The organism is Actinoplanes sp. KI2, assembly GCF_025630775.1.
In the GTDB taxonomy this organism is placed as follows: Bacteria; Actinomycetota; Actinomycetes; order Mycobacteriales; family Micromonosporaceae; genus Actinoplanes.
The window spans coordinates 35,040-56,499 of sequence record NZ_JAOSZE010000002.1 but is presented as its reverse complement, the minus strand read 5'-3'; the positions used below and the strand labels follow the sequence as shown (position 1 = coordinate 56,499).

The 21,460-nt window shown below is 72.4% G+C and carries 21 protein-coding genes and 1 riboswitch; of the genes, 11 read left to right on the top strand and 10 right to left on the bottom strand.

Features of this window, described 5'->3' with window-relative positions; translation table 11 throughout:
* Positions 1-26 precede the first annotated feature (26 nt).
* Together ODJ79_RS01920 and ODJ79_RS01915 are read right to left on the bottom strand one after the other, a co-directional pair.
* Positions 27-518, bottom strand: coding sequence for a SigE family RNA polymerase sigma factor (locus ODJ79_RS01920; RefSeq protein WP_263021525.1), 492 nt, complete (start codon positions 516-518; stop codon positions 27-29).
* 1 nt (position 519) lies between these two features.
* Positions 520-1,314, bottom strand: a complete 795-nt coding sequence (locus tag ODJ79_RS01915) for a hypothetical protein (protein WP_263021524.1) — start codon at positions 1,312-1,314, stop codon at positions 520-522.
* 111 nt (positions 1,315-1,425) lie between these two features.
* Between ODJ79_RS01915 and ODJ79_RS01910 the strand changes: the two genes are divergently transcribed.
* On the top strand, positions 1,426-1,992 hold the full coding sequence (locus ODJ79_RS01910; RefSeq protein ID WP_263021523.1) for a dihydrofolate reductase family protein: 567 nt from the start codon (positions 1,426-1,428) through the stop codon (positions 1,990-1,992).
* A gap of 92 nt (positions 1,993-2,084) precedes the next feature.
* On the opposite strand, the gene ODJ79_RS01905 is transcribed toward ODJ79_RS01910, so the two are convergent.
* A complete protein-coding gene (locus tag ODJ79_RS01905) occupies positions 2,085-3,398 on the bottom strand; it encodes a chorismate-binding protein (RefSeq protein WP_411267248.1) in 1,314 nt (437 codons plus the stop codon).
* Positions 3,399-3,522: 124 nt separating this feature from the next.
* Here ODJ79_RS01905 and ODJ79_RS01900 point away from each other — a divergent pair, with 124 nt between their 5' ends.
* Positions 3,523-3,723 (top strand): DUF5999 family protein, encoded by a 201-nt coding sequence (locus ODJ79_RS01900; RefSeq protein ID WP_263021522.1) that lies wholly within the window; start codon positions 3,523-3,525, stop codon positions 3,721-3,723.
* 530 nt (positions 3,724-4,253) lie between these two features.
* Here the strand turns inward: ODJ79_RS01900 and gcvP are convergent.
* Complete coding sequence (gene gcvP, locus ODJ79_RS01895) at positions 4,254-7,061, bottom strand: aminomethyl-transferring glycine dehydrogenase (protein ID WP_263021521.1); 2,808 nt, start codon at positions 7,059-7,061, stop codon at positions 4,254-4,256.
* 90 nt (positions 7,062-7,151) lie between these two features.
* A riboswitch (glycine riboswitch) is annotated at positions 7,152-7,263 on the bottom strand.
* A 51-nt stretch (positions 7,264-7,314) separates the two neighbouring features.
* Between gcvP and mgrA the strand changes: the two genes are divergently transcribed.
* Positions 7,315-8,310, top strand: a complete 996-nt coding sequence (gene mgrA, locus ODJ79_RS01890; RefSeq protein ID WP_411267247.1) for an L-glyceraldehyde 3-phosphate reductase — start codon at positions 7,315-7,317, stop codon at positions 8,308-8,310.
* Positions 8,311-8,362: 52 nt separating this feature from the next.
* Positions 8,363-8,815, top strand: coding sequence for a GNAT family N-acetyltransferase (locus ODJ79_RS01885; RefSeq protein ID WP_263021519.1), 453 nt, complete (start codon positions 8,363-8,365; stop codon positions 8,813-8,815).
* Here ODJ79_RS01885 and ODJ79_RS01880 read toward each other — a convergent pair.
* Positions 8,793-9,167 carry a hypothetical protein gene (locus tag ODJ79_RS01880; protein WP_263021518.1) on the bottom strand — a complete coding sequence of 125 codons (375 nt, stop codon included), beginning with the start codon at positions 9,165-9,167 and terminating at the stop codon, positions 8,793-8,795. The two genes, ODJ79_RS01885 and ODJ79_RS01880, sit on opposite strands and share 23 nt — an antisense overlap.
* A gap of 113 nt (positions 9,168-9,280) precedes the next feature.
* Here ODJ79_RS01880 and ODJ79_RS01875 point away from each other — a divergent pair, with 113 nt between their 5' ends.
* From ODJ79_RS01875 to ODJ79_RS01850, 6 genes are all read left to right on the top strand, one after another.
* Entirely contained in the window at positions 9,281-9,622 is a 342-nt protein-coding gene (locus ODJ79_RS01875; RefSeq protein WP_263021517.1) for a hypothetical protein, read from the top strand.
* Complete coding sequence (locus tag ODJ79_RS01870) at positions 9,619-10,260, top strand: nucleotidyl transferase AbiEii/AbiGii toxin family protein (RefSeq protein ID WP_411267246.1); 642 nt, start codon at positions 9,619-9,621, stop codon at positions 10,258-10,260. Before ODJ79_RS01875 ends, ODJ79_RS01870 begins: the two co-directional genes overlap by 4 nt.
* Positions 10,261-10,352: 92 nt before the next feature.
* Entirely contained in the window at positions 10,353-12,842 is a 2,490-nt protein-coding gene (locus ODJ79_RS01865) for a DEAD/DEAH box helicase (RefSeq protein WP_263021515.1), read from the top strand.
* The gene (locus tag ODJ79_RS01860; protein WP_317620626.1) at positions 12,842-14,224 is read left to right on the top strand and encodes a DUF4118 domain-containing protein; all 1,383 of its coding nucleotides are present in this window, start codon (positions 12,842-12,844) and stop codon (positions 14,222-14,224) included. The genes ODJ79_RS01865 and ODJ79_RS01860 overlap by 1 nt, the downstream gene beginning before the upstream one ends.
* Positions 14,221-14,886 (top strand): response regulator, encoded by a 666-nt coding sequence (locus ODJ79_RS01855; protein WP_263021514.1) that lies wholly within the window; start codon positions 14,221-14,223, stop codon positions 14,884-14,886. The genes ODJ79_RS01860 and ODJ79_RS01855 overlap by 4 nt, the downstream gene beginning before the upstream one ends.
* 22 nt (positions 14,887-14,908) lie before the next feature.
* Positions 14,909-15,544, top strand: a complete 636-nt coding sequence (locus ODJ79_RS01850) for a nitroreductase family protein (protein ID WP_263021513.1) — start codon at positions 14,909-14,911, stop codon at positions 15,542-15,544.
* A 10-nt stretch (positions 15,545-15,554) separates the two neighbouring features.
* On the opposite strand, the gene ODJ79_RS01845 is transcribed toward ODJ79_RS01850, so the two are convergent.
* On the bottom strand, positions 15,555-16,190 hold the full coding sequence (locus ODJ79_RS01845) for a hypothetical protein (protein ID WP_263021512.1): 636 nt from the start codon (positions 16,188-16,190) through the stop codon (positions 15,555-15,557).
* Between the two features lie 77 nt (positions 16,191-16,267).
* Positions 16,268-18,028 carry an ABC transporter ATP-binding protein gene (locus ODJ79_RS01840; RefSeq protein WP_263021511.1) on the bottom strand — a complete coding sequence of 587 codons (1,761 nt, stop codon included), beginning with the start codon at positions 18,026-18,028 and terminating at the stop codon, positions 16,268-16,270.
* A 79-nt stretch (positions 18,029-18,107) separates the two neighbouring features.
* On the opposite strand from ODJ79_RS01840, the gene ODJ79_RS01835 reads away from it, so the two are divergent.
* Complete coding sequence (locus tag ODJ79_RS01835; protein WP_263021510.1) at positions 18,108-18,512, top strand: MarR family winged helix-turn-helix transcriptional regulator; 405 nt, start codon at positions 18,108-18,110, stop codon at positions 18,510-18,512.
* Between the two features lie 39 nt (positions 18,513-18,551).
* Here ODJ79_RS01835 and ODJ79_RS01830 read toward each other — a convergent pair whose 3' ends face one another.
* From ODJ79_RS01830 to ODJ79_RS01820, 3 genes are all read right to left on the bottom strand, one after another.
* Entirely contained in the window at positions 18,552-19,703 is a 1,152-nt protein-coding gene (locus ODJ79_RS01830; protein ID WP_263021509.1) for a hypothetical protein, read from the bottom strand.
* Positions 19,704-19,717: 14 nt separating this feature from the next.
* Positions 19,718-20,443, bottom strand: a complete 726-nt coding sequence (locus tag ODJ79_RS01825; RefSeq protein WP_263021508.1) for a hypothetical protein — start codon at positions 20,441-20,443, stop codon at positions 19,718-19,720.
* 96 nt (positions 20,444-20,539) lie between these two features.
* Positions 20,540-21,382 (bottom strand): tetratricopeptide repeat protein, encoded by an 843-nt coding sequence (locus tag ODJ79_RS01820; RefSeq protein ID WP_263021507.1) that lies wholly within the window; start codon positions 21,380-21,382, stop codon positions 20,540-20,542.
* Positions 21,383-21,460: the final 78 nt, after the last annotated feature.

Sequence of the window (21,460 nt, the reverse complement as noted above, 5' to 3'; positions counted from 1 at the left end):
GCCCATAACCGGACTGAAGGCTCAATTCAGGCGAACAAGGCGAGCTGCTCCGCCGCCAGCAGCTCGCGCAGCTTGCCGAGCGAGCGGCGGGTCTGGCTCTTCACCACGCTGACCGGGATCTCGAGCACGTCGGCGACCTGCTCGACGCTGTAGTCCTCGAAGTACCGCAGGATCACGATCGCCCGGTCCCGCGCCGGCAGGCCGGCGAGGGCGTCCAGCATGGTCAGCCGCAGCTCCGGGTTCTCCCGGTAGGCGGGCTCGTGCAGCACCCCCGGCGTCGACTCCGTCGACGACCGGCGACGACGGTGGTCCAGGTAGGCGCGGAGCAGGATCTTTTGCGCGTACGCGAGAAGGTTGTCGGCCTGGGTCGCCCGCCGCCAGCTCAGGAACAGCTTGGTGAGCGCGGTCTGGGTGAGGTCCTGGGCGAGGTGCCAGTCGTGGCACAGCATGAACGCGGTGGTGCGCAGGCGCTCGGCGTGCGCGTTCGCGAACTCCGCGAACTCGTCGTCGTCGGTCATGTCAGCCGAGCACCGGCAGGATCGGAAACTGCTTGGCGCCGTCCTCGACCAGGGCGGTGTCCATGGTCACGCCCCACCGCGGGTCGGCGGCGACGCGGACCGCCTGCTCCTCGGTGAGCGCGGGCATCGTCGGCGGGCCGGCCGGGTCGAGGCAGGAGCCGACGTCCACCTGGACGAGGGTGCCGTCGGGCCAGGCGGCGTCCACGACGGTGCCCTGCAGGCAGTTGTCCGGCACGTGGCTGATTGTCACCCTGACCGTCGCCCCGTGGGGCGAATTGTCACCGATCGGGCCGTTCCTCCCGACGCCCACGCGTACGATGCCCGGGCCCGAGCCGTCGTCGAGGTAGAGCTGCACCTGGAGATCGTCCTCGGCGGCCACCCCGGGGTGGCTGGTCCGCCCCGGAGGGAGCAGTTGAGTCAGAAGATGAAGCATCGCCGCTGATGTCGCTTTCTCCCGCGAGCCGTCGGCACGTGTCGTGCCGCTGCGGATGGTCAACGTACGCGCTTCGGCTGTGTTCGGGGGAACCGGCAGGGCGGGTGGCACGGATTGGGGAGAGATCACATCGACGGCGCCGGCCGGCGGATACCGACGGTTCGCGACCCCGCCGTCACCGACGAGAACGAAGGCGGCCGCCGCCGCGGCGATCGCCACCAGACCTGCCCCGATACGCCGGATACGCTGCTTTCGACGGATTCGCCGCCCGTCGCGGATCGCGGCACCGACCAGATCGCCCAGCGGCGGCGGCCGCTCGCAGCTCAGATCGGCCCGCAGCAACGCCCGCAGATCTTCCGTCACAAACCTCTCCCGCGCCCTCTTACGCAAAAGACGGGCCGGGCGTGCCGTTCGGTGACAGCGACCCTCGAAAAGTGTGATTTCTTGTCGTACCCCGGTGGCAGGGTGAGTGCCGTGCCCAAGACGCAGTACTACACCGCCACCACCATCGACGGCTTCATCGCCGACGAGCACAACTCGCTCGACTGGCTCTTCGAGGCCGCCGCCGACGACGAGTCGAACCCCTTCGCCGCCTTCTTCGCCGGGGTCGGCGCGTTCGCCATGGGCGCCACGACCTACCAGTGGGTGCTCGACCACGAGGGTCTCCTGGACCACCCCGAGAAGTGGAAGGCCTGGTACGGCGACGTCCCCGCCTGGGTCTTCACCCACCGCGATCTGCCCGTCATCCCTGGCGCCGCGGTGCAGTTCGTCCAGGGCGACGTCGGCCCGGTCCACGCCGCGATGACCACGGCCGCCGCCGGGAAAAATCTGTGGATCGTCGGCGGTGGCGCCCTGGCCGCCGACTTCGCCGACGCCGGCCTGCTCGACGAGCTGATCCTCGGCGTGGCCCCGGTGACGCTCGGGGCGGGCGCGCCGCTGCTCCCCCGCCGCCTCCCGTCGTCGCGCCTATCCCTGTCCACCCTCGAGCGCCGCGGCGAGTTTGCCTACCTGACATACACGGTCGCCCCAACCGCCGCCTGAGGGCCGCTCCGGCCGCCCGCCGGCCCGGCCCCGCGTCGGCGCCCGGCCCCGTGTCGGCGCCCGGCCCGGACCGCCTTGACCGGGTCGCGGTCTCAGGCGCCCGCCAGGGCCGTTCGGATCGGGGCGGCTTTTGCGGCTGCCTCGTCGACCTCGGCGGTGGGGTCGCTGTCCCAGGTGATGCCGCCGCCGGCCCAGGTGTGCACGTGGGTGCCGTCCACGGCAACCGTGCGGATGCTCAGACCCAGGTCGAGGTGGTCGGGGCCGACCCAGCCGACGGCGCCCATGCTCACGCCCCGGCCGACCGGCTCGAGGCGGGCGATCTCGGCCAGGGCGGCGAGTTTGGGCGCGCCGGTGACCGAGCCGCCGGGGCAGACCGCCCGCAGCAGGTCGGCCAGGTCGATCTCGGTCTCGATCGGCGCGGAGACCACCGACTCGGCCTGCCACAGGTCCACCCACCGGCGGACGGCGAACAGCTCGTCCACCGTCACCGGGCCTACCCCGGGCAGCCGGGACAGATCGTTGCGCTCCAGGTCGACGATCATCACGTGCTCGGCGCGTTCCTTGGCCGAGGCGAGCAGTTCCCGGCGTCCCTGCGCGGTGGCCGCCCGGGTCCCCTTGATCGGTCGGGTGATGACCCGGCCGTCCCGCACCTCCACCAGCGTCTCCGGGGAGGCGGTCGCCAGCGCCCACCCCTTGCCCTCCAGAACGCCGCCGTAGCGGGCTCCGGGCAGCGCCGCGACCCGGTGCAGGGCCGGCATCGGATCTCCGGTATACGGCGCCTTGGCGTGCCCTACGACGTTCACCTGGTAGACGTCGCCCCGCCCGATCGCCGCCCGCACCGCCTCGACCGCCGCCGCGTGCTCCACGCGCGTCCAGCTGGGTGTCCACCCACCGACAGACCACTCACCCACAGACCACCCGCCCACGGATCCCACGCCCGCGGACCACCCGCCCACGGGCCCCGCACTCGCGGACCCCTCACCGTCGGGCCACCGGGAACCGGGCCGCGGCCGGCTCGGCCGTTGCGGGGTGCCGTCACCATCGGGCCATGAATGTTCGTAGATGACGGCGTAGACGTCCGGAATCGCCGGAACCGGAGAGGGGGCGGCCACCGGGCCGCCGGCCATTACGGAACCGGCTGCGGCGGATACGTACAGTGCGGCGCCACACAGGTTGCCGGCGCTGGTCGGGCGGACTTGGTCGTCCGTTCGGCCGATATTGCGCACGCACAGTCCGTTACCGGCGAGGAAATCGGCGACAAGCTCGGCGGGGTCACCACCGTCCCACCTGAACCATTCGAACGAAGCTAACGCACGGTGACGGCGCTGGCAGGACGCCGGAGCGCCCGGCGGACGCCCCGAAGGAGGTGTCGGGTAGTGGTCGGCGAGCGCACTTCCGTGGACCATATGAACCGAGGATTCTGTCAAGGGGACGCCGTCACCCACTCCGCCCGAAGTCGTTCGGATTGAGGTAACGTCCGTCACCGTCGTTGTGAATCGTCACACACAGCCCCCCGACCGGAGACCCCCGATGTGCCAGCACCAAACCCCCTGTCCCAGCTCCGAAGCCGTCGACCGGGAAGCGGCGCGGATTCTCGCGACGTTCCCCGAGCAAGGCTGGAGCCTCCTCTGCAACGGCGTGATCGTCTTCGAGGACACCGGTGAGATCCTCCCCGACGGCACGATGATCGAGCCCCACCGGGGCCCCGCCCGGCACGCCCTCGCGGCCTGACCCGGCGAGCCCCTTCGTGACGGCATCGGCGCCGCCCCGACCGAGCCACCGCCGCTACCGACAGTAGCCGCGTGACCCCAGAGCTCAACGCCGAGCCTGCCACTCCCACGACTCCCCGCCCGCCGCGCACGACGACGACTCGCGGCGGACGCGGGTGCCGCGCGCCCTCATCCGGGCCCACGCCCCACGCGCACTCACGGCCGGCCTGAACACCCTCACCGCCGGCCGAGCACGCACCCGGCCGGTCAGCGCGAGCAGCCAGCTCGAGCCCCGCGGTCAGCCCGAACGCACGCGGCCGACCCGAGCGCGCTTGCGCTCAGCCGAGCGCGCCCGCGGCCGACCCGAGCGCGCCCCCAACTCAGCCTGAGCACGCCCGTGGCCGACCGAGCGCGCCTGCGCTCAGCCGAGCGCGCCCCAACTCAGCGGTGACTCCGCCCCCGGTCGCCCTAACCCTCAACCTGAGGTAGAGGGTGAGCGACCACCCTCAAGTGCTCCTCAAGGGTGGTCGCTGACCTGCCGAAACGCGAATGTCAGTCCTCGAACGCCTCGGGCGACGGGCAGGAGCAGACCAGGTTCCGGTCGCCGTACGCGCCGTCGATGCGGCGGACCGGCGGCCAGTACTTGGCCGCGCGGTCGACGCCCGACGGGTACGCCGCGACCGTCCGCGAGTACGGGTGCGCCCACTCGTCGGCCGTCACCGCCGCCGCGGTGTGCGGCGCGTTGGCCAGGGGGTTGTCCGACGCCGGCCAGACGCCGGCCGCCACCTGGTCGATCTCGGCCTTGATGGCGATCATCGCGTCGCAGAAGCGGTCCAGCTCGGTCAGGTCCTCGCTCTCGGTCGGCTCGACCATGAGCGTGCCGGCCACCGGGAACGACATCGTCGGCGCGTGGAAGCCGTAGTCGATCAGGCGCTTGGCCACGTCGTCGACCGAGACGCCGGTCGCCTTGGTGAGCGGGCGCAGGTCGAGGATGCACTCGTGGGCGACCAGGCCGTTGTTGCCGGCGTAGAGGACCGGGTAATGGTCGCGCAGCCGGGCCGCGACGTAGTTGGCCGTCAGCACCGCCACGCCGGTCGCCGCGGCCAGGCCGTCCGGGCCCATCATCCGCAGGTACGCCCACGAGATCGGCAGGATGCCGGCCGAGCCGTGCGGGGCCGCGGACACCGCGTGGTGGTCGCCGGGCAGCACCGGGTTGCCGGGCAGGAAGCCGGCGAGGTGGGCGCGGACCGCGACCGGGCCGACGCCGGGACCGCCGCCGCCGTGCGGGATGCAGAAGGTCTTGTGCAGGTTCAGGTGCGACACGTCGGCGCCGAACTTGCCCGGCCGGGCGAAGCCGACCAGCGCGTTCAGGTTGGCGCCGTCGACGTACACCTGGCCGCCGGCCTCGTGCACCTTCGCGCACAAGTCGGAAATGGACGTCTCATACACGCCGTGCGTCGACGGGTAGGTCACCATGATCGCCGCGAGCGAGGAGGCGTGTGCCGCGATCTTGGCGTCCAGGTCGTCGAGATCCACGTTCCCCAGGGAGTCGCAGGCGACCACCACGACCCGCATGCCGGCCATCACGGCACTGGCCGCGTTCGTCCCGTGCGCGCTCGACGGAATCAGGCAGACGTCCCGGTGCACCTCACCGCGCGACCGGTGATACCCGCGGATCGCCAGCAGACCCGCCAGCTCACCCTGCGAGCCCGCGTTCGGCTGCACGCTCACCGCGTCGTACCCGGTGATCTCGGCCAGCCACGCCTCCAGCTGCGCGATCAGGTGCTCGTAGCCGACCGTCTGTGACGCCGGGGCGTACGGGTGGATGTCGGCGAACTCCGGCCAGGTCACCGGCTCCATCTCGGTGGTCGCGTTGAGCTTCATCGTGCAGGAGCCCAGCGGGATCATGCCGCGGTCCAGCGCGTAGTCCCGGTCGGCGAGCTTGCGCAGGTAGCGCAGCATGCTCGTCTCCGAGTGGTGGGTCCGGAAGACCGGGTGGGTGAGGAAGTCGCCGGTGCGGCCGAGCGACTTCGCCCCGCATTCGGCGGCCGGCGCGAGCGCGACCCCGAAGGCGGCGAGGACCGCGGCGACGTGCGCCTCGGTGGTGGTCTCGTCGCAGGCGACCGACACCTCGTCCGAGGAGACCAGGCGCAGGTCGATCCCGGCCTCGGCGGCCGCGGCGACCACGGCGGCGGCCCGGCCGGGCACGACCGCGGTCACCGTGTCGAAGAACGCCCGGTGCGCGACGGTCACCCCGCCGGCGGCGAGGCTGCCGGCGATGGTCAGGGCGTGCTGGTGCACCCGCCTGGCGATCGCGCGCAACCCGTCGGGACCGTGGTAGACGGCGTACATGGAGGCCATCACGGCCAGCAGCACCTGGGCGGTGCAGATGTTGCTGGTCGCCTTCTCCCGGCGGATGTGCTGCTCCCGGGTCTGCAGCGCGAGCCGGTACGCGGGCGCGCCGTCCGCGTCCTTGGAGACGCCGACCAGCCGGCCCGGCAGCGAGCGCTCGAGCCCGGCCCGGACGGCGAGGTAACCGGCGTGCGGCCCGCCGAAGCCGAGCGGCACCCCGAACCGCTGGGTGGTGCCGGCCGCGATGTCCGCCCCGAACTCGCCCGGCGGCCGCAGCAGCGTCAGCGCGAGCAGGTCGGCCGCCACGGTGACCAGCGCCCCGACGCCGTGGGCGGCCGAAACGAAGTCCGAAATATCGCGCACCGCGCCTGACGCGCCCGGATATTGCAGGTGAAGCCCGAAATACTCGGCCGGAAGCGAAGAGACACCCTCGGAAAGGTCAACGAGCGCGACCGTGATCCCCAGCGGCTCCGCCCGGGTGCGCAGAACGGACAACGTCTGCGGCAGCGTGTCGGCGTCCACGGCGTACACGGACGACTTGCTCTTCGAGGAACGCCGCGCGAGCGTCATCGCCTCGGCCACCGCGGTCCCCTCGTCGAGCATCGAGGCGTTGGCGGTGGTGAGCCCGGTGAGGTCGGTGACCATGGTCTGGAAGTTGAGCAGCGCCTCCAGGCGGCCCTGGCTGATCTCCGGCTGGTACGGCGTGTACGCGGTGTACCAGGACGGGTTCTCCAGCACGTTCCGCTTGATCACCGCGGGGGTCAGGGTGCCGTAGTAGCCGAGGCCGATCATCGGCGTGGCCACCGTGTTCTTCGCCGCGATCGACCGCAGCTCGGCGATCGTCTCCTGCTCGGAAGCGGCCGGCGGCAGCGACAGCGTGCCGTGCCAGCGGATCACCTCCGGGATCGCGGCGTCCATCAGGGCGTCCAGCGACGCGTACCCGATGGTCTTGAGCATGTGGGTCTGCTCGTCAGGATCCGGACCGATGTGCCGGGATGCGAACGTCATGGCGGCTCCAAGCCAGAGGCGGAAGGTCGACAAGGCGGCCTCCCCCTCTGTCATACCCCGTCCCCGGTGGGACGGAGCACTTCAGAGTCGCTTGCCCACGCGGTCCGTTTGCCTGAGAGGTTCCGGGGAGGATTTGCCCCTTCGGCGCCACCCAGCCACCCGTCGGGAAACGGGGGCCGGCGGACTCTCCCGCATGGCTGCCGACCAAGCTACCAGTGACAACGTTTCAAACAGGTGTCTCTAGGGTGTGGTTGTGACCTACACCCCCGCGGGGAACCGCTACGACTCGATGACCTACCGGCGGGCCGGCCGCAGCGGCCTGCGGCTCCCGGCAATCTCGCTCGGCCTGTGGCACAACTTCGGCGACGGCCGCCCGTTCGACCGGCAGCGCGAGATCGTCCGGCGCGCCTTCGACCTCGGCGTCACCCACTTCGACCTGGCCAACAACTACGGGCCGCCGCCGGGCAGCGCGGAGAGCAACTTCGGCCGGCTGCTCGCCACCGACCTGAAGCCCTACCGGGACGAGCTGGTCGTCTCGACCAAGGCCGGCTACCTGATGTGGGACGGCCCGTACGGCGAGTGGGGCTCCCGCAAATACCTGGTCAGCTCGCTCGACCAGTCGCTCACCCGGCTCGGGCTGGACTACGTCGACATCTTCTACCACCACCGGCCCGACCCGGCCACGCCGCTCGAGGAGACGATGGCCGCGCTGGACGCCGTCGTCCGCGCCGGCAAGGCCCTCTACGTCGGGATCAGCAACTACTCGGCCGAGCAGACCACCCGCGCCGCCGCGATCCTGCGCGACCTGGGCACCCCGCTGCTGATCCACCAGCCCTCGTACTCGATCCTCAACCGCTGGATCGAGCGGGACAACCTGCTCGGCGAGCTCGAGGTGGCCGGGGCCGGCTGCATCGCGTTCAGCCCGCTCCAGCAGGGCCTGCTCACCGACCGTTACCTGGGCGGCATCCCCGGCGACTCGCGCGTGCGCACCAGCGTCTTCCTCAACGAGAGCGACCTGGACAACCGCACGATGGCCCGGATCCACGCGCTGAACGACCTCGCCAAGCGCCGCGGCCAGTCCCTGGCCCAGATGGCCCTGGCGTGGGCGCTGCGCGACGAGCGGATGACCAGCCTGATCATCGGCGCGAGCAGCGTCGCCCAGCTGGAGAACAACGTCGCCGCCCTGGACAACCTGGTGCTCACCGCCGAGGAGCTGGGCGAGATCGACGCCACCGCGCTCGACCTCTGACCCATATCGATCAACAGCCGCACCGCGTACGGAGACGGGAGTCGTCAACCGCATGAGCCGCCTGCGCACCGCCGACGCCGCCGACCACTCGGCGATCCTTGCGCTGGCGGTGGACTTCTACGCCGAGGACGGCTTCACCACGCCCCGGGAGAAGCTCGCCGAGCACCTGTCGCACCTGCTGGGCAGCGCGGCGGCGCACGCGGCCGTGATCGAGGAGGGCGGGACGATCGTGGCGTTCGCGCTCTCCACCTCCTCGTACGGCCTGGAGAACGGGCTGATCGCCGAGCTGGAGGACCTCTACGTGGCGCCCGCCTTCCGCCGCCGGGGGCTGGCCGCCGAACTGATCGAGGACAGCGCTCGCTGGGCCACCGAGCTCGGTGCCGCGCAGCTGGAGATCGTCATCGCCCCGAACGGGCAGGACGTGTCCCACCTGTTCGCCATCTACCGCGGCCGCGGCTTCACCGACGAGGGGCGGCGCATCCTCAGCCGAACCACCACGCGCTGAGCAGGTAGACGACCAGCACCACCGCGGCGGCCAGCAGGTACGGAGCCAGGCCGCCAGGCACGAACGGCACCAGCAGCAGGCAGCCCAGCACGCTGACCACCCCGGCGACCACCTCGGCTCGCCACGGCTGCGGGGCCCGCGCCTCGCTTCCCCGGCCGGTGCCTTGCCTGCGCGGGGCGTCAAAGCCCGGCGCCTCCCGGTGTGTGGCGCGCAACGCCGGGTAGCAGACGGCCGCGAAGACCAGCACCCACAGCACCCGCGACGCCACCAGCACGCTGACGAGCCCGGACGCCAGGGTCACGAAGGCCACCACCAGCCCGGTCGTCACCACCTGCCGACGCGTTGCCGTCATGGGCCCAGCGTGACCCGTTCCCGCAACCGGCGAGACCCCGGGCACCTCGCGTACAGCATCCTAGGAACCTAGGTGTTTGTGGTTCGGGCGGGTTGTCGGTTTACGCTGATCACATGCCCGTCCCGACCCGCGACGCACCGGTCGTCCACCTCGCCCGGCCGCACCGGCCGGTCCTGGTCGCGGGCACCCTCGCCGAGCTGACCGGGCCCACCCGCGGGCTGGTCGAGCTGCCGCTGCGGCTGTGGTGGGGTCCGCGGGGCACGTTCGACCTGTGCCAGCCGACGATGCTGGCGTGGATGTACGAGAACGTGCTGCGCGAGGCGATCCGGGTCACCGAGCTGCAGACCTATCTGGACGGTCCCACCCTGGTCCGGGTGTGGCCGCAGCTGAACCTTCCCCGCGCCGTGCGGGCCGCATGGGAGGCCCGGCACCCGCGCCTGCGCCACGCTCGGTGAGCTTCGAGACCTTCTACCGGGACGTCGCCAAGGTCGCGCTGACAGTCGCCGCCGAGCACGGCTTCGTCCTCGGCGGCGGGGTCGCGTGGCTGGTCAACGGCCTGGTGGCCCGCCCGACCGAGGACGTCGACCTGTTCACCGACACGGCCGGCGGGGTCGCCGCGGCGGCCGGCGAGGTGACCGCGGCGCTCACCACGGCCGGCTACCGGGTGGTGCGCGAGGAGGGCGACGAGCTGTTCGCCGGGATGGACGAGGACCTGCAGGAATTCGTGGTCAGCCGGGACGGGCAGGCGCTGCGGCTCACGTTGTGCCGGCTCGACCGGCAGCGGGCGCCGGTGGTGATGGACGTCGGGCCGGTCATGCACCTGGACGACCTGGTCGCCACCAAGGTCGCGGCACTGGTCAACCGGCGTGAGGTCCGCGACTACATCGACGTGGCGGCGGCGCTGGAGATCTATCCCCTGCCCCGCCTGCTCGAGCTGGCCGCGCGCGCCGACCCGGCCATCGACCCCGAGGACGTCGCGGACGCGGGACGCTACCTGGACCGGCTGGACGACGCCCGATTTGCGCTGTACGGCCTGAACGCGCCGCAAATCACCGAATTACGGACGCGTCTCGCCCAGTGGCCCCGCACCTGACCGGACGGGAAACGCCCGGAAGGTCCCCGACGACCTTGCCCGCGTACTGTTCCGGGGTGAAAGCCGGACCAGAACACCAGGGGTTGAACAGCATGACGTTGACGGATCGCCTGCCGGGCACGGCCGAGCCGGACGCGGTCTTCGACGCCTTCCAGAAGTGGGCCACCGAGCAGGGCCTCGCCCTGTACACCCACCAGGAGGAGGCGCTCATCGAGCTCGCCACCGGGGCGAACGTCATCCTCAACACCCCGACCGGCTCCGGCAAGAGCCTGGTCGCCACCGGCGCGCACTTCATCGCGCTCGCCGGCGAGCGCACCACCTTCTACACCGCGCCGATCAAGGCGCTGGTCAGCGAGAAGTTCTTCGCGCTGTGCGCGGCGTTCGGGGCGCACAACGTCGGCATGCTCACCGGCGACGCCAGCGTCAACCCGGACGCGCCGATCATCTGCTGCACCGCCGAGGTCCTCGCCAACCTGGCGCTGCGCGAGGGCGCCGACGCCGACGTCGGCCTGGTGGTGATGGACGAGTTCCACTTCTACGCCGAGCCGGACCGCGGCTGGGCCTGGCAGGTGCCGCTGATCGAGCTGCCGCAGGCCCAGTTCCTGCTGATGTCGGCCACGCTCGGCGACACCAGCCGCTTCGTCGACGACCTCAGCCGGCGCACCGGGCGGGAGACCGCCGTCGTGGCCAGCGTCGAGCGGCCGGTTCCGCTGATCTTCTCGTACGCGATGACGCCGCTGCACGAGACGATCGAGGAGCTGCTGCAGACGCACCAGGCCCCGGTCTACATCGTGCACTTCACCCAGGCCGCCGCCCTGGACCGCGCGCAGGCCCTGACCAGCGTCAACATGGCGACCCGCGCCGAGAAGGACGCGATCGCCGCGGCCATCGGCAACTTCCGGTTCACCGCGGGCTTCGGCCGGCAGCTGTCCCGGCTGGTGCGGCACGGGATCGGCGTGCACCACGCCGGCATGCTGCCGAAATACCGCCGGCTGGTGGAGACCCTCGCGCAGGCCGGGCTGCTCAAGGTGATCTGCGGGACCGACACGCTCGGCGTCGGCATCAACGTGCCGATCCGGACGGTGCTGTTCACCGGGTTGTCCAAGTACGACGGTGTGAAGACCCGCCTGCTGAAGGCCCGCGAGTTCCACCAGATCGCCGGCCGGGCCGGCCGGGCCGGGTTCGACACCCTCGGCACGGTCATCGTGCAGGCGCCCGAGCACGTCATCGACAACGAGCGTGCCCTGGCCAAGGCCGGCGACGACCCGAAGAAGCGGCGCAAGGTGGTCCGCAAGAAGCCGCCGGAGGGCACGATCGGCTGGGGCCAGCCCACCTTCGACCGGCTCGTCGCCGCCGACCCCGAGCCACTGACCAGCTCGTTCCAGGTGTCGCACGCGATGCTGCTCAACGTGATCGCGCGCGGCGGCGACCCGTTCGCCGCGATGCGGCACCTGCTCACCGACAACCACGAGGAGCCGGGCGCCCAGCGACGGCACATCCGCCGGGCGATCGCCATCGCGCGGGCCCTGGTCGCCGGGGGCGTGATCGAGCGTACGGGGGACGGGGTCTACCGGCTGGTCGAGGATCTCCAGCTGGACTTCGCGCTGAACCAGGCCCTCTCCCCGTTCGCCCTCGCCTGCCTGGAGCTGCTCGACCGGGAGGCGCCGGACTACCCGCTCGACGTGGTGTCGGTGATCGAGGCGACCCTCGAGGACCCGCGGCAGGTGCTGTCCGCGCAGCGCACCAAGGCCCGCGGCGAGGCGGTCGGCGCGATGAAGGCCGAGGGCATCGAGTACGAGCAGCGGATGGAGCTGCTCGAGGAGGTCACCCACCCGCGCCCGCTGCTCGACCTGCTGGAGGGCGCCTACGAGACCTACCGGCGCGGCCACCCGTGGGTCGCCGACTACGAGATCAAACCCAAGAGTGTCGTACGGGACATGTACGAGCGGGCGATGACCTTCACCGAGTACGTGTCGTTCTACGGGCTGTCCCGCTCGGAGGGCCTGGTGCTGCGCTATCTCGCCGACGCGTACCGGGCGCTGCGGCAGACCGTGCCCGAGGACGCCCGCACCGAGGAGCTTACCGACCTGATCGAGTGGCTCGGCGAGCTGGTCCGGCAGGTCGACTCCAGCCTGCTCGACGAGTGGGAACGCCTGCGCAATCCGGCCGACCAGCCCGAAGAGGTACGCCTGGACGACAAGCCGCCGGCCGTCACCCGCAACGCGCGGGCGTTCCGGGTGCTGGTCCGCAACGCGCTCTTCCGCCGGGTCGAGCTGGCCGCGCTGCGCCGCTGGGACGAGCTGGGCGAGCTGGACGCGGAGGCCGGCTGGGACCGCGACGCCTGGGCCGACGCGATGGCGCCGTACTTCGACGAGTACGACGAGATCGGCACCGGCCCGGCCGCGCGCGGGCCGGCGTTCCTGCACCTCGACGTGGGTCCGGCGATGTGGACGGTGCGGCAGGTCTTCGAGGACCCGGACGGCGACCACGACTGGGGCATCTCGGCGACGGTCGACCTGGCGGCCTCGGACGAGATCGGCGCGGCGGCGGTGACGGTCACGGCCGTCGGCCCGCACGACTGATGTCCGCGCCCGGCGGCCCCCTGTCGCGGCGGCGGCAGCTCGCCGGGTTCGGGCTCGCCGTGGCCGGGCCGCCGCTGCTCGCGCTGGTCGCGCACGCCACCGGGCTGGACCTGACCGGGAGCATCCCGCTGCTGCTGGCGGCGGTCGTCGGGGTGGCCCTGGTCGGCGGGCTGTGGCCGGCGCTGGTGGCGGCGGTCGGCGGGGTCCTGCTGCTCAACTACTTCTTCGTGCCGCCGCTGCACACCCTCGCGATCGCGACCCGCTCCGATCTGGTCGCGGTGGCGATGTTCGTGGTGGTCGCGCTGGCCGTGTCCTGGGTCGTCGACCTGGCCGCCCGGCGCACCCGGCAGGCCGGCCGGGCCGCGGCCGAGGCGCACACCCTCGCCACGATCGCCGGGGCGGTGCTGCGGTCGGCCGACCCGCTGCACGCCCTGCTCCGCCAGCTCCGGGACACCTTCGGCCTCACCTCGGTCACCCTGCTCGAGCGGGTCGGCAACGACTGGCAGCCGGCGGCCACGGTCGGCGACATCGAGCCGGCCGGCGAACAGCTGCGGGTCACCGCCGGGCAGAGCGTGACCCTGGTCCTGCGCGGCCCGCCGCTGAGCCCCGCCGACCAGCGCATAGTGCGGGCCTTCGCGGCCCAGTCCGCGGTGGCCCTGCGGCAGCAGCGGCTCATGGTGGCGGCGGAGGGCGACCGGGTACGCACCGCGCTGCTCGCCGCCGTCGGGCACGACCTGCGGACCCCGCTCGCCTCGGCCAAGGCCGCCGTCGCCGGGCTGCGCAGCCCCGAGGTGGAGTTCGACCCGGAGGACCGCGACGAGCTGCTCGCCACCGCCGAGGAGTCGATCGACCGGCTCGCCGGGCTGGTCGCGAACCTGCTCGACATGAGCCGGCTGCAGGCGGGGGCGCTCGGGATCACGCCGGCCGACGTGGGCCTGGAGGAGGTGCTGCCGCGCGCCCTCGACGAGCTGGGCGCCGCCGGGCGGACCGTCGCGGTGCGGCTGCCCGACGACCTCCCGGCCGTCCGGGCCGATCCGGGGCTGCTCGACCGGGTGCTGGTCAACCTGGTCGGCAACGCGCTGCGGTACTCGCCGGCCGGCAGGCCGCCGGAGATCGGCGGGGCGGCCTGCGGGAACCTGGTCGAGCTGCGGGTGGTCGACCACGGCCCGGGGATCCCCGCGGACAAGTGGGAGCAGGTGTTCCTGCCGTTCCAGCGGCTCGGCGACCGGCACTCGCACGACGGGGTCGGCCTCGGGCTCGCACTCGCCCGCGGGCTCGCCGAGGCGATGGGCGGGACGCTGCGCCCGGCCGAGACGCCCGGCGGGGGTCTCACCATGATCCTGGCGCTGCCCGTACCCGGAAAGGGGGTTGCGGCCGGATGACCCGCGTCCTCGTCGTCGACGACGATCCGCAGATCCTGCGGGCCCTGCGGATCAACCTGCGCGCCCGCGGGTACGACGTGGACGTCGCCGCGGACGGCGCGGGCGCGCTGCACGCGGCGGCCGGGCACCCGCCCGACCTGATCGTGCTCGACCTCGGCCTGCCCGACATGGACGGCGCCGAGGTGATCCGGGGGCTGCGCGGCTGGAGCACCGTGCCGATCATCGTGCTGTCCGGGCGGGCCGAGGGCACCGACAAGGTGGCGGCGCTGGACGCGGGCGCGGACGACTACGTGACCAAACCGTTCGGGGTGGACGAGCTGCTGGCCCGGATCCGGGCGGTGACCCGCCGGGTCCATCCGCAGGAGGCGGTGGTGACCGCCACGGTCGGCCGGTACACGATCGACCTGAGCGATCACACGATCACCCCCGATCAACGGCTCACCCCGACCGAGTGGCAGCTGCTCGAGCAGCTGCTGCGCAACCCCGGCAAGCTGATCACCCAGCGCCGGCTGCTGCACGAGGTGTGGGGGCCGCGGTACGGCACCGAGACCAACTACCTGCGGCAGTACATGGCCCGGCTGCGGCGCAAGCTCGAGGACGACCCGACCAGGCCGCGGCACCTGCTCACCGAGCCGGGAATGGGCTACCGCTACCAGCCGTGAGGGCGCCGTCTAGGGTGGGTCCATGTCCGAATCGGAGATCACCGTCCTGGAGGCGCTGCACTCCACCCCGGCGCGCCGCTACCTGTCGCCCGAGCCGATCGGCGACGACATCGTCCGCAAGCTGCTCGACGCGGCGATCCGCGGGCCCAACGGCGGCAACACCCAGCGCTGGGCCTGGATCGTCCTGCGCGACCCGGAGGTCAAGGCGCGGATCGCCGCCTTCTACCGGGAGGGCTGGGAGAAGCTGTACGGCGTGCACCGCGAGGTCATGCTGGCCCAGCCCGAGTCGGCCGACGGCCTGGGCCCGGCCAACTTCCGGGCCGGCGACCACCTGGCCGCCCACCTCGAGGACGCCCCGGTCTGGATCTTCCCGGTGCTGCTCGGCGCGGCCAGGTCGACCAACCCGCGGCTGGGCGCCTCGATCTACGGGGCGGCGCAGCAGCTGATGCTGGCGGCCCGCGCCTACGGCATCGGGTCGACGCTGACCACGCTGCACACCGGGCACGAGGCCGAGACCCGGGAGCTGCTGGGCCTGCCCGAGGACGCACTCACCATGGCGCTGATCCCGCTCGGCTATCCCAGCCGGGGCCGGTGGGCCGAGCCGAAGCGCCGGCCCCTCGACGAGGTCGTCTTCCACGACCGGTACACCGCCCCGTAACGGCCGGGCGTTACTTCTTCTTACCCTTCTTGCCGGCGGGCTTGTCCTGCGGGTGCGTCTCGTTGAACGCCCGGAGCATCGGCAGGCCGGTCTCGACCAGCTCGTTGGCCCGGTGCACCACGACCTCGGACGTGACGGGGCGCGGCAGGGGCGGGAACTGGGCGGCGATGTTGCCGGTGAATTGGAGCAGGCGGTCGACCGTGCCCGGGAAGCTGGCGCACATGTCGGCGGCCGCGCGCAGCTGCGACTCGGGGACGTAGGCGACGTACTTGGCCATGCCGCCCACCCAGGCGCCGGGGTGCACGAGGTAGCCGGCCGGGAGGCTGCCGGGGCCGCCCACCACGACGTCCAGGGCCCGGGAGTGGTCGACCGGGCCCGGCACGGCCCGGGAGCCCACGTAGTAGACGCCGACGATGAACAGCGCCGCCGGCAGGAGAATGGCGAGCACGGGCGACGCGCCGGCCCTCAGCAGACCCGCCGCCAGCACGACCAGGATGACCGCGCCGGCCATGATCTCGCGGACGCCGTCGCGGGACGCGGAGTGCTCGGCGTCGGCCAGGCCCCGCTTGATGATGCCTTCGACGACCGGGTCGGTGGGACGCCAGCCGTCGGAGCGGACCGGCATGTCCCGGATGGTCTGCGCCATCGGCGGATCCTTTCCAGCTGGGGGGAAGCGGAGGGTCGTGCAGCGAGTATCGGCAAATGGCCCGGCCGGATGAGGGATCAGGCGGCCAAAGCCGCGTAGCGACCGCCGGCGCCGACCAGAGCGTCGTGCGTACCGGACTCCACGACCCGGCCGCGGTCGACCAGCACGATCTGGTCGGCGTCGCGGATCGTCGACAGCCGGTGCGCGATGGTGACCGTGGTGCGGCCGCGGGACAGCTCGTCGAAGGCGCGCTGCACGGCCCGCTCGGTCCGGTTGTCCAGGGCGCTGGTCGCCTCGTCGAGCACCAGGATGCGGGGGTCGCGCAGCAGCGTCCGGGCGATCGCGATGCGCTGCTTCTCGCCGCCGGAGAAGCGGTGGCCGCGGGAGCCCACCGTGGTGTCGTAGCCGTCCGGCAGCGCGGCGATCACGTCGTGGATCCGGGCGGCCCGGGCGGCGGCCTCGATCTGCTCGTCGGTGGCGTCCGGGCGGGCGTAGCGCAGGTTCTCCCGGACGGAGGTGTGCAGCAGGTAGGTCTCCTGGCTGACCACGCCGACGATGGACGCGACGTCGGCCAGGGACATCTCGCGCAGGTCGACGCCGTCGATGGTGACCCGGCCGGCGGTGGGGTCGTAGAGGCGGGCGATCAGTGCGGCGATCGTGCTCTTGCCCGAGCCGGTCTCGCCGACCAGGGCCAGGGAGGTGCCGGCCGGCACGTCGAGCGTCACTCCCGCCACGGCGGCGATCTCGCTTCCCCCGTACGCGAAGGTCACGTCCTCGAAGCGCAGGTGGCCTCGCGGGTTTTTCATCGGGGTGGGCTGGGCCGGCTCCTGGATCTCGACCGGCAGGTCGAGGTACTCGAAGATGCGCGCGAACAGCGCGAGCGAGCTGGTCAGCTGGACACCGACGCTCATCAGGCCCAGCAGGGGCCGGAACAGCCCGGCCTGCAGCGCGGTGAACGCGACCAGGGTGCCGATCGACAGGTGGCTGAACGGCAGGCCGGCCGCCAGGTAGATGACCGCCGGGATGGCCGCGAAGACGATGCTCATCGACGCCATCCGCCAGCGGCCGGCCAGCTCGGAGCGCAGCTCGAGGTCGATCAGGCGACGGGAGGAGGCGGTGAACCGGTCGATCAGGGCCGGCGCGGTGCCCATGGTCTTGGACAGCTGGACGCCGCTGATCGACAGGCCCTCCTCGATGGTGACGTTGAGGTCGGCCAGCTCGCGCTGGCGCTGCGCGGTGATCTCCCGGCGCATCCGGGCGACCCGCCGGGAGAGCCAGATCGCCGGCGGCAGCACGGCGAGCGAGACCAGGGAGAGCTGCCAGGACAGGGCGGCCATGGCGACGAGGGTGGCGATCGCGGTGGTGAGGTTCGCGGCGATCGAGGTGGCGGTGGAGGTGACCACCGCCTCCATGCCGCCGATGTCGTTGGTGATGCGCGACTGCACCTCGCCGGTGCGGGTGCGGGTGAAGAACCCGATCGACTGCCGCTGCAGGTGGGTGAAGACGTCGGCGCGCAGCCGGTGCATGACCTGCTGGCCGACGGAGGTGGAGATCCAGGTCTGGACGACGCCGAGGGCGGCGGTCACGGCGGCGACGGCGACCATGCCGAGCACCAGCCAGACCAGCAACGTCAGGTCGGCGTGCGGGAGCGCGCGGTCGATCACGGCGCGCAGCAGGAACGGGGAGGCCATGCTGATGATCGAGGAGGCCACGATGATCAGGACGACCAGGGACAGGGACCAGCGGTGGCCGGTGAACAGGCCGCCGATGCGACGCAGCGAGACCTCGCTCGCCTGCTTCTTCTCGGCCGGGGTGAGTTTGCGTTCGGGCCTCGGCAAGGGCGCCTTCTCTCGGTAGGGGTTTACTGAGGTTACCTCATCATGAGGGAACAACAGCAAGTCCTGCTACCGTATTCCGGTGGACGACGCGACCCTCTCCGAGGCGTTCTGGTCGGTGGCGCACCGATTGCGCCACCGGACGAAGGCCGCGCTCGAGCCGTGGGACCTGTCCCCCTCGCTGGGCCGGGCGCTGAGCGTGCTGTCCCGGCACGGTGACATGCGGCTGAGCGGGCTCGCCGAGCATCTGCGGATCGCGGCCCGGTCGGCGACCGAGGTCGCCGACGATCTTGCTTCGCGCGGGCTGGCGGAACGGCGTCCCGACCCCGATGACCGCCGGGCGACGCTGCTCGTTCTCACCGGCAAGGGCCGGGAGACGGCCGAGGCGATCCGCGCTGCGCGCCGCAACGAGGGCGAGCAGTTCTTCGCCGGGCTCACGCCGACCGAGCGGGATGAACTAGGGCGATTGCTGCGGAAACTGCAGTAGAGCGGCGTACCGGGCCGCCACCCGGTACGCCGCTGCCTTCTACTGGTGGTGCGCCACGTACGGGCCCGTTGCGGACCCGGCCGCGAAGGCCTCGGTGGCCGTGCCGGGCACCGCGGCGATGCCCCGCAGGATCGGCGTGCCGGGGACCGTCTCGGTCGTCCAGGTGGCGCCGTTGAAGCGCAGGATCGCGCCGTCGCCGTCCGCCCAGACCGTGCCGGACGAGTTGGCGCTCACCGCGGACAACCGCGTGGTGACGCCGGCCGGCAGGGTCGCCAGCGACCACGCCGTGCCGTTCCAGTGCATCGCGACCGGCCCGTTCGGCTGGAAGCTGCCGCTGACCGTGTCGACGGTGTTCCCGACCGCCCAGGCGTCGTTCGCGGAGCTCGCAACGACCCCGTTGAGCTGCTGCTGCACCCCGTTGAGCGGGCTGCGTACGGCCGGGTTCGGGCTCGGCACGACCGTCCAGGACGTGCCGTTGAAATGCATGGTCAGGTTGTACTTGATGCTGGCCGTGCCCTTGGCCGCCTGGGTGTAGCCGACCGCCCAGATGTCGGTCGCGGATCGCGCCGAGACCGCGTTCAGGGTGGTTCCGACGAAGGTCTCGCCGGCCGGCACCGACGGCACCGGCGCCGTGACGATCGACCAGGCCGAGCCGGTCCAGTGCTCGAGCAGGGCCCGGTTGCCCTCGCTGCGGCCGACCGCCCACACGTTGTTCGGGGCGAGGTCGGCAACGCCGAACAGGATCGACTTGGACCCGCCCGTGGTGGCCGGGGTCGGCACGATGGTCCAGGCGGTGCCGTCGTAGTGCGCGGTGATCGGGTCGTGATGGGCGGCGCCCGTCGGGTTCTGCGACCCGACCGCCCACACGTCGGTGGCCGACGAGGCGGACACCGCGTTGAGGATCTCGTCGACGCGGACGATGTTCGGGGTCGGCGTCTGCGTCCACGCCGTGCCGTTCCAGTGCTCGGCGAGCATGACCCCGCCGTCGTCGTCGTTCGGGCCGGGGAAGACGCCGACCGCCCAGGCGTCGGTGGCGGTGCGGGCGGTGACGGCGTTCAGCAGGCCGTCGGCCGGGCTCGGGATCGGCGTGATCACCCAGGCCGGCGCGGCGAGCGCCGGCGCGGCCAGCGCGAGCGCGGCCCCCGCGGCCGGCACGGCGACCGCCGCACGCCGCAGGAATCGGTTGTTCATGATCGATATCCCTTTCAGAGCGTGGCCGATGCGGTGGTCGGCGGCGAGGCGCCGGCACTGTTGGTGACGCGCACGGTCACCGTGCAGGTCGTGGTGTCGGCGGGCGGGCCGATGAACCAGACGCTGTTGTACGTGATGCTCTCCGCGATGCCGCAGCCGCTGCTGGTGACCGTCGCGCCGGTCGCGATCGGCCGGCCGGGCTCCGGCTCGGCCCAGTTGACCTTGATGATCCGGCCGCCGCGGCCGATGTCCCGGCGGAAGGTGAAGTTCACCGGCGCGTCCGGGACGGCGGTGACCGAGGTGATCGTGTGGTTGGCCCAGCCCGAGGCGACCAGCTGGGACTGCAGGTCGACCGCGGCCTCGCCGGCCGGCCGGAAGGTGATGATCATTTGGTAGTCGAGCGCCGTGCCCGCGGGCAGGGTGATGTCGGCACGGTATCGGGTGTTCGTGGCGGTGCCGCCGACCTGCACGAGCTGCCCGCCCGAGGGGTGGGTCGGTACCGGGAGCGGGCTGTAGGCGGTGACCGAGCCGCTCCCGACGCCGGTGGCGTCCGGGTCGCTGACCGTCATGGTCACGGTGATCTGCGCGGCGGCGTTGGTGACATCGACCGCCGCGGTGGACACCGAGAACGCGGTCAGCTGCGGCACGGCGTCGGCGCGGGCCGGCCCCGCGGTCATGGCCAGCACGGCGGCCACGGCCGAGCCGATCGCCGCCGACCTGAGCATGGTGATTCTGCGCATGCGCGTGTTCCCCCTAGCGGCGCGGCGGTGTGCCGCGCCGTCGCGGGGAGCATGACCAACAGTGCTGAAGCGATCCTGAAACGATCCTGGAACGAGTCAAGAAGGACGACGGCGGCGGATCAGCGCGGCGGCGCAGGCCGCCGAACCGGCCGCGCACAGCACGCCGAGGGTCAGCGAGACCGGTACGTCGCCCGGGGCCAGCCGGCCCAGCACGGCCAGGCCGAGCACCGCGGCCAGGCAGACCGCGACCGCGACGGTGGCCACGTGGGCGAGCGCGCCGCGGCCGGCCGTGGCCGGGCGATGGCCGCCGGCCGGTACCCGCAGCGACTCGGCGTACTCGTCGGTCACCTCGATCAGCGTCTCGGCGTCGACGATCCGCCGCTCGGCCTCCGCCAGCAGGTCCAGCTGCGCCTTCGCCGGCAGGTAGCCGGGATCGATCGCGACCGCGCGGCCGTACGCCTCCCGGGCGCTCAGCGGGCGGCCGCCCGCGAACAAGGCCATCCCGTACGCGACATGCAGCCCCGGGTCGTAGTGGGCGAACTCCACGCCGGCCGCGAGAACCCGCTCGGCCTTGGTGAGTCGGCCGGCCGCGAGCAGGGCCCGGCCGTGCCGCTCGATCAGCCGCGGGTTGCCCGGGTCCTCGACACAGGCCCGGCTCGCCGCGGCGATCGCCGGCTCGTGCCGGCCGGTCGCGGTGTACGCGGCGCTCACCCAGTACAGCGGCTCGACGCTGTGCGGGTCGAGACGCAGCGCGGCCTGGGCGCAGTCCAGCGCGACGGCCGGGCGGCCCAGCTCGACATGAGCGCGGGCCAGCAGCAGCCAGGCGTCGACGTTGCCGGGCTGCTCGCCGACGAACGGGGCGAGCATCGTTACGGCCTGACCGGCCTGCCCGCGATGCAGCAGATCGCCGGCCTGGTCGAGAAGCAGTTCGGTTCGCACGACCGCACATTCGGTCGCGGACCCGGCGACTTGTGCAAACCGCCGGGTGCTTAGTCGTTGCGGGCCGCCGGGGGCGCG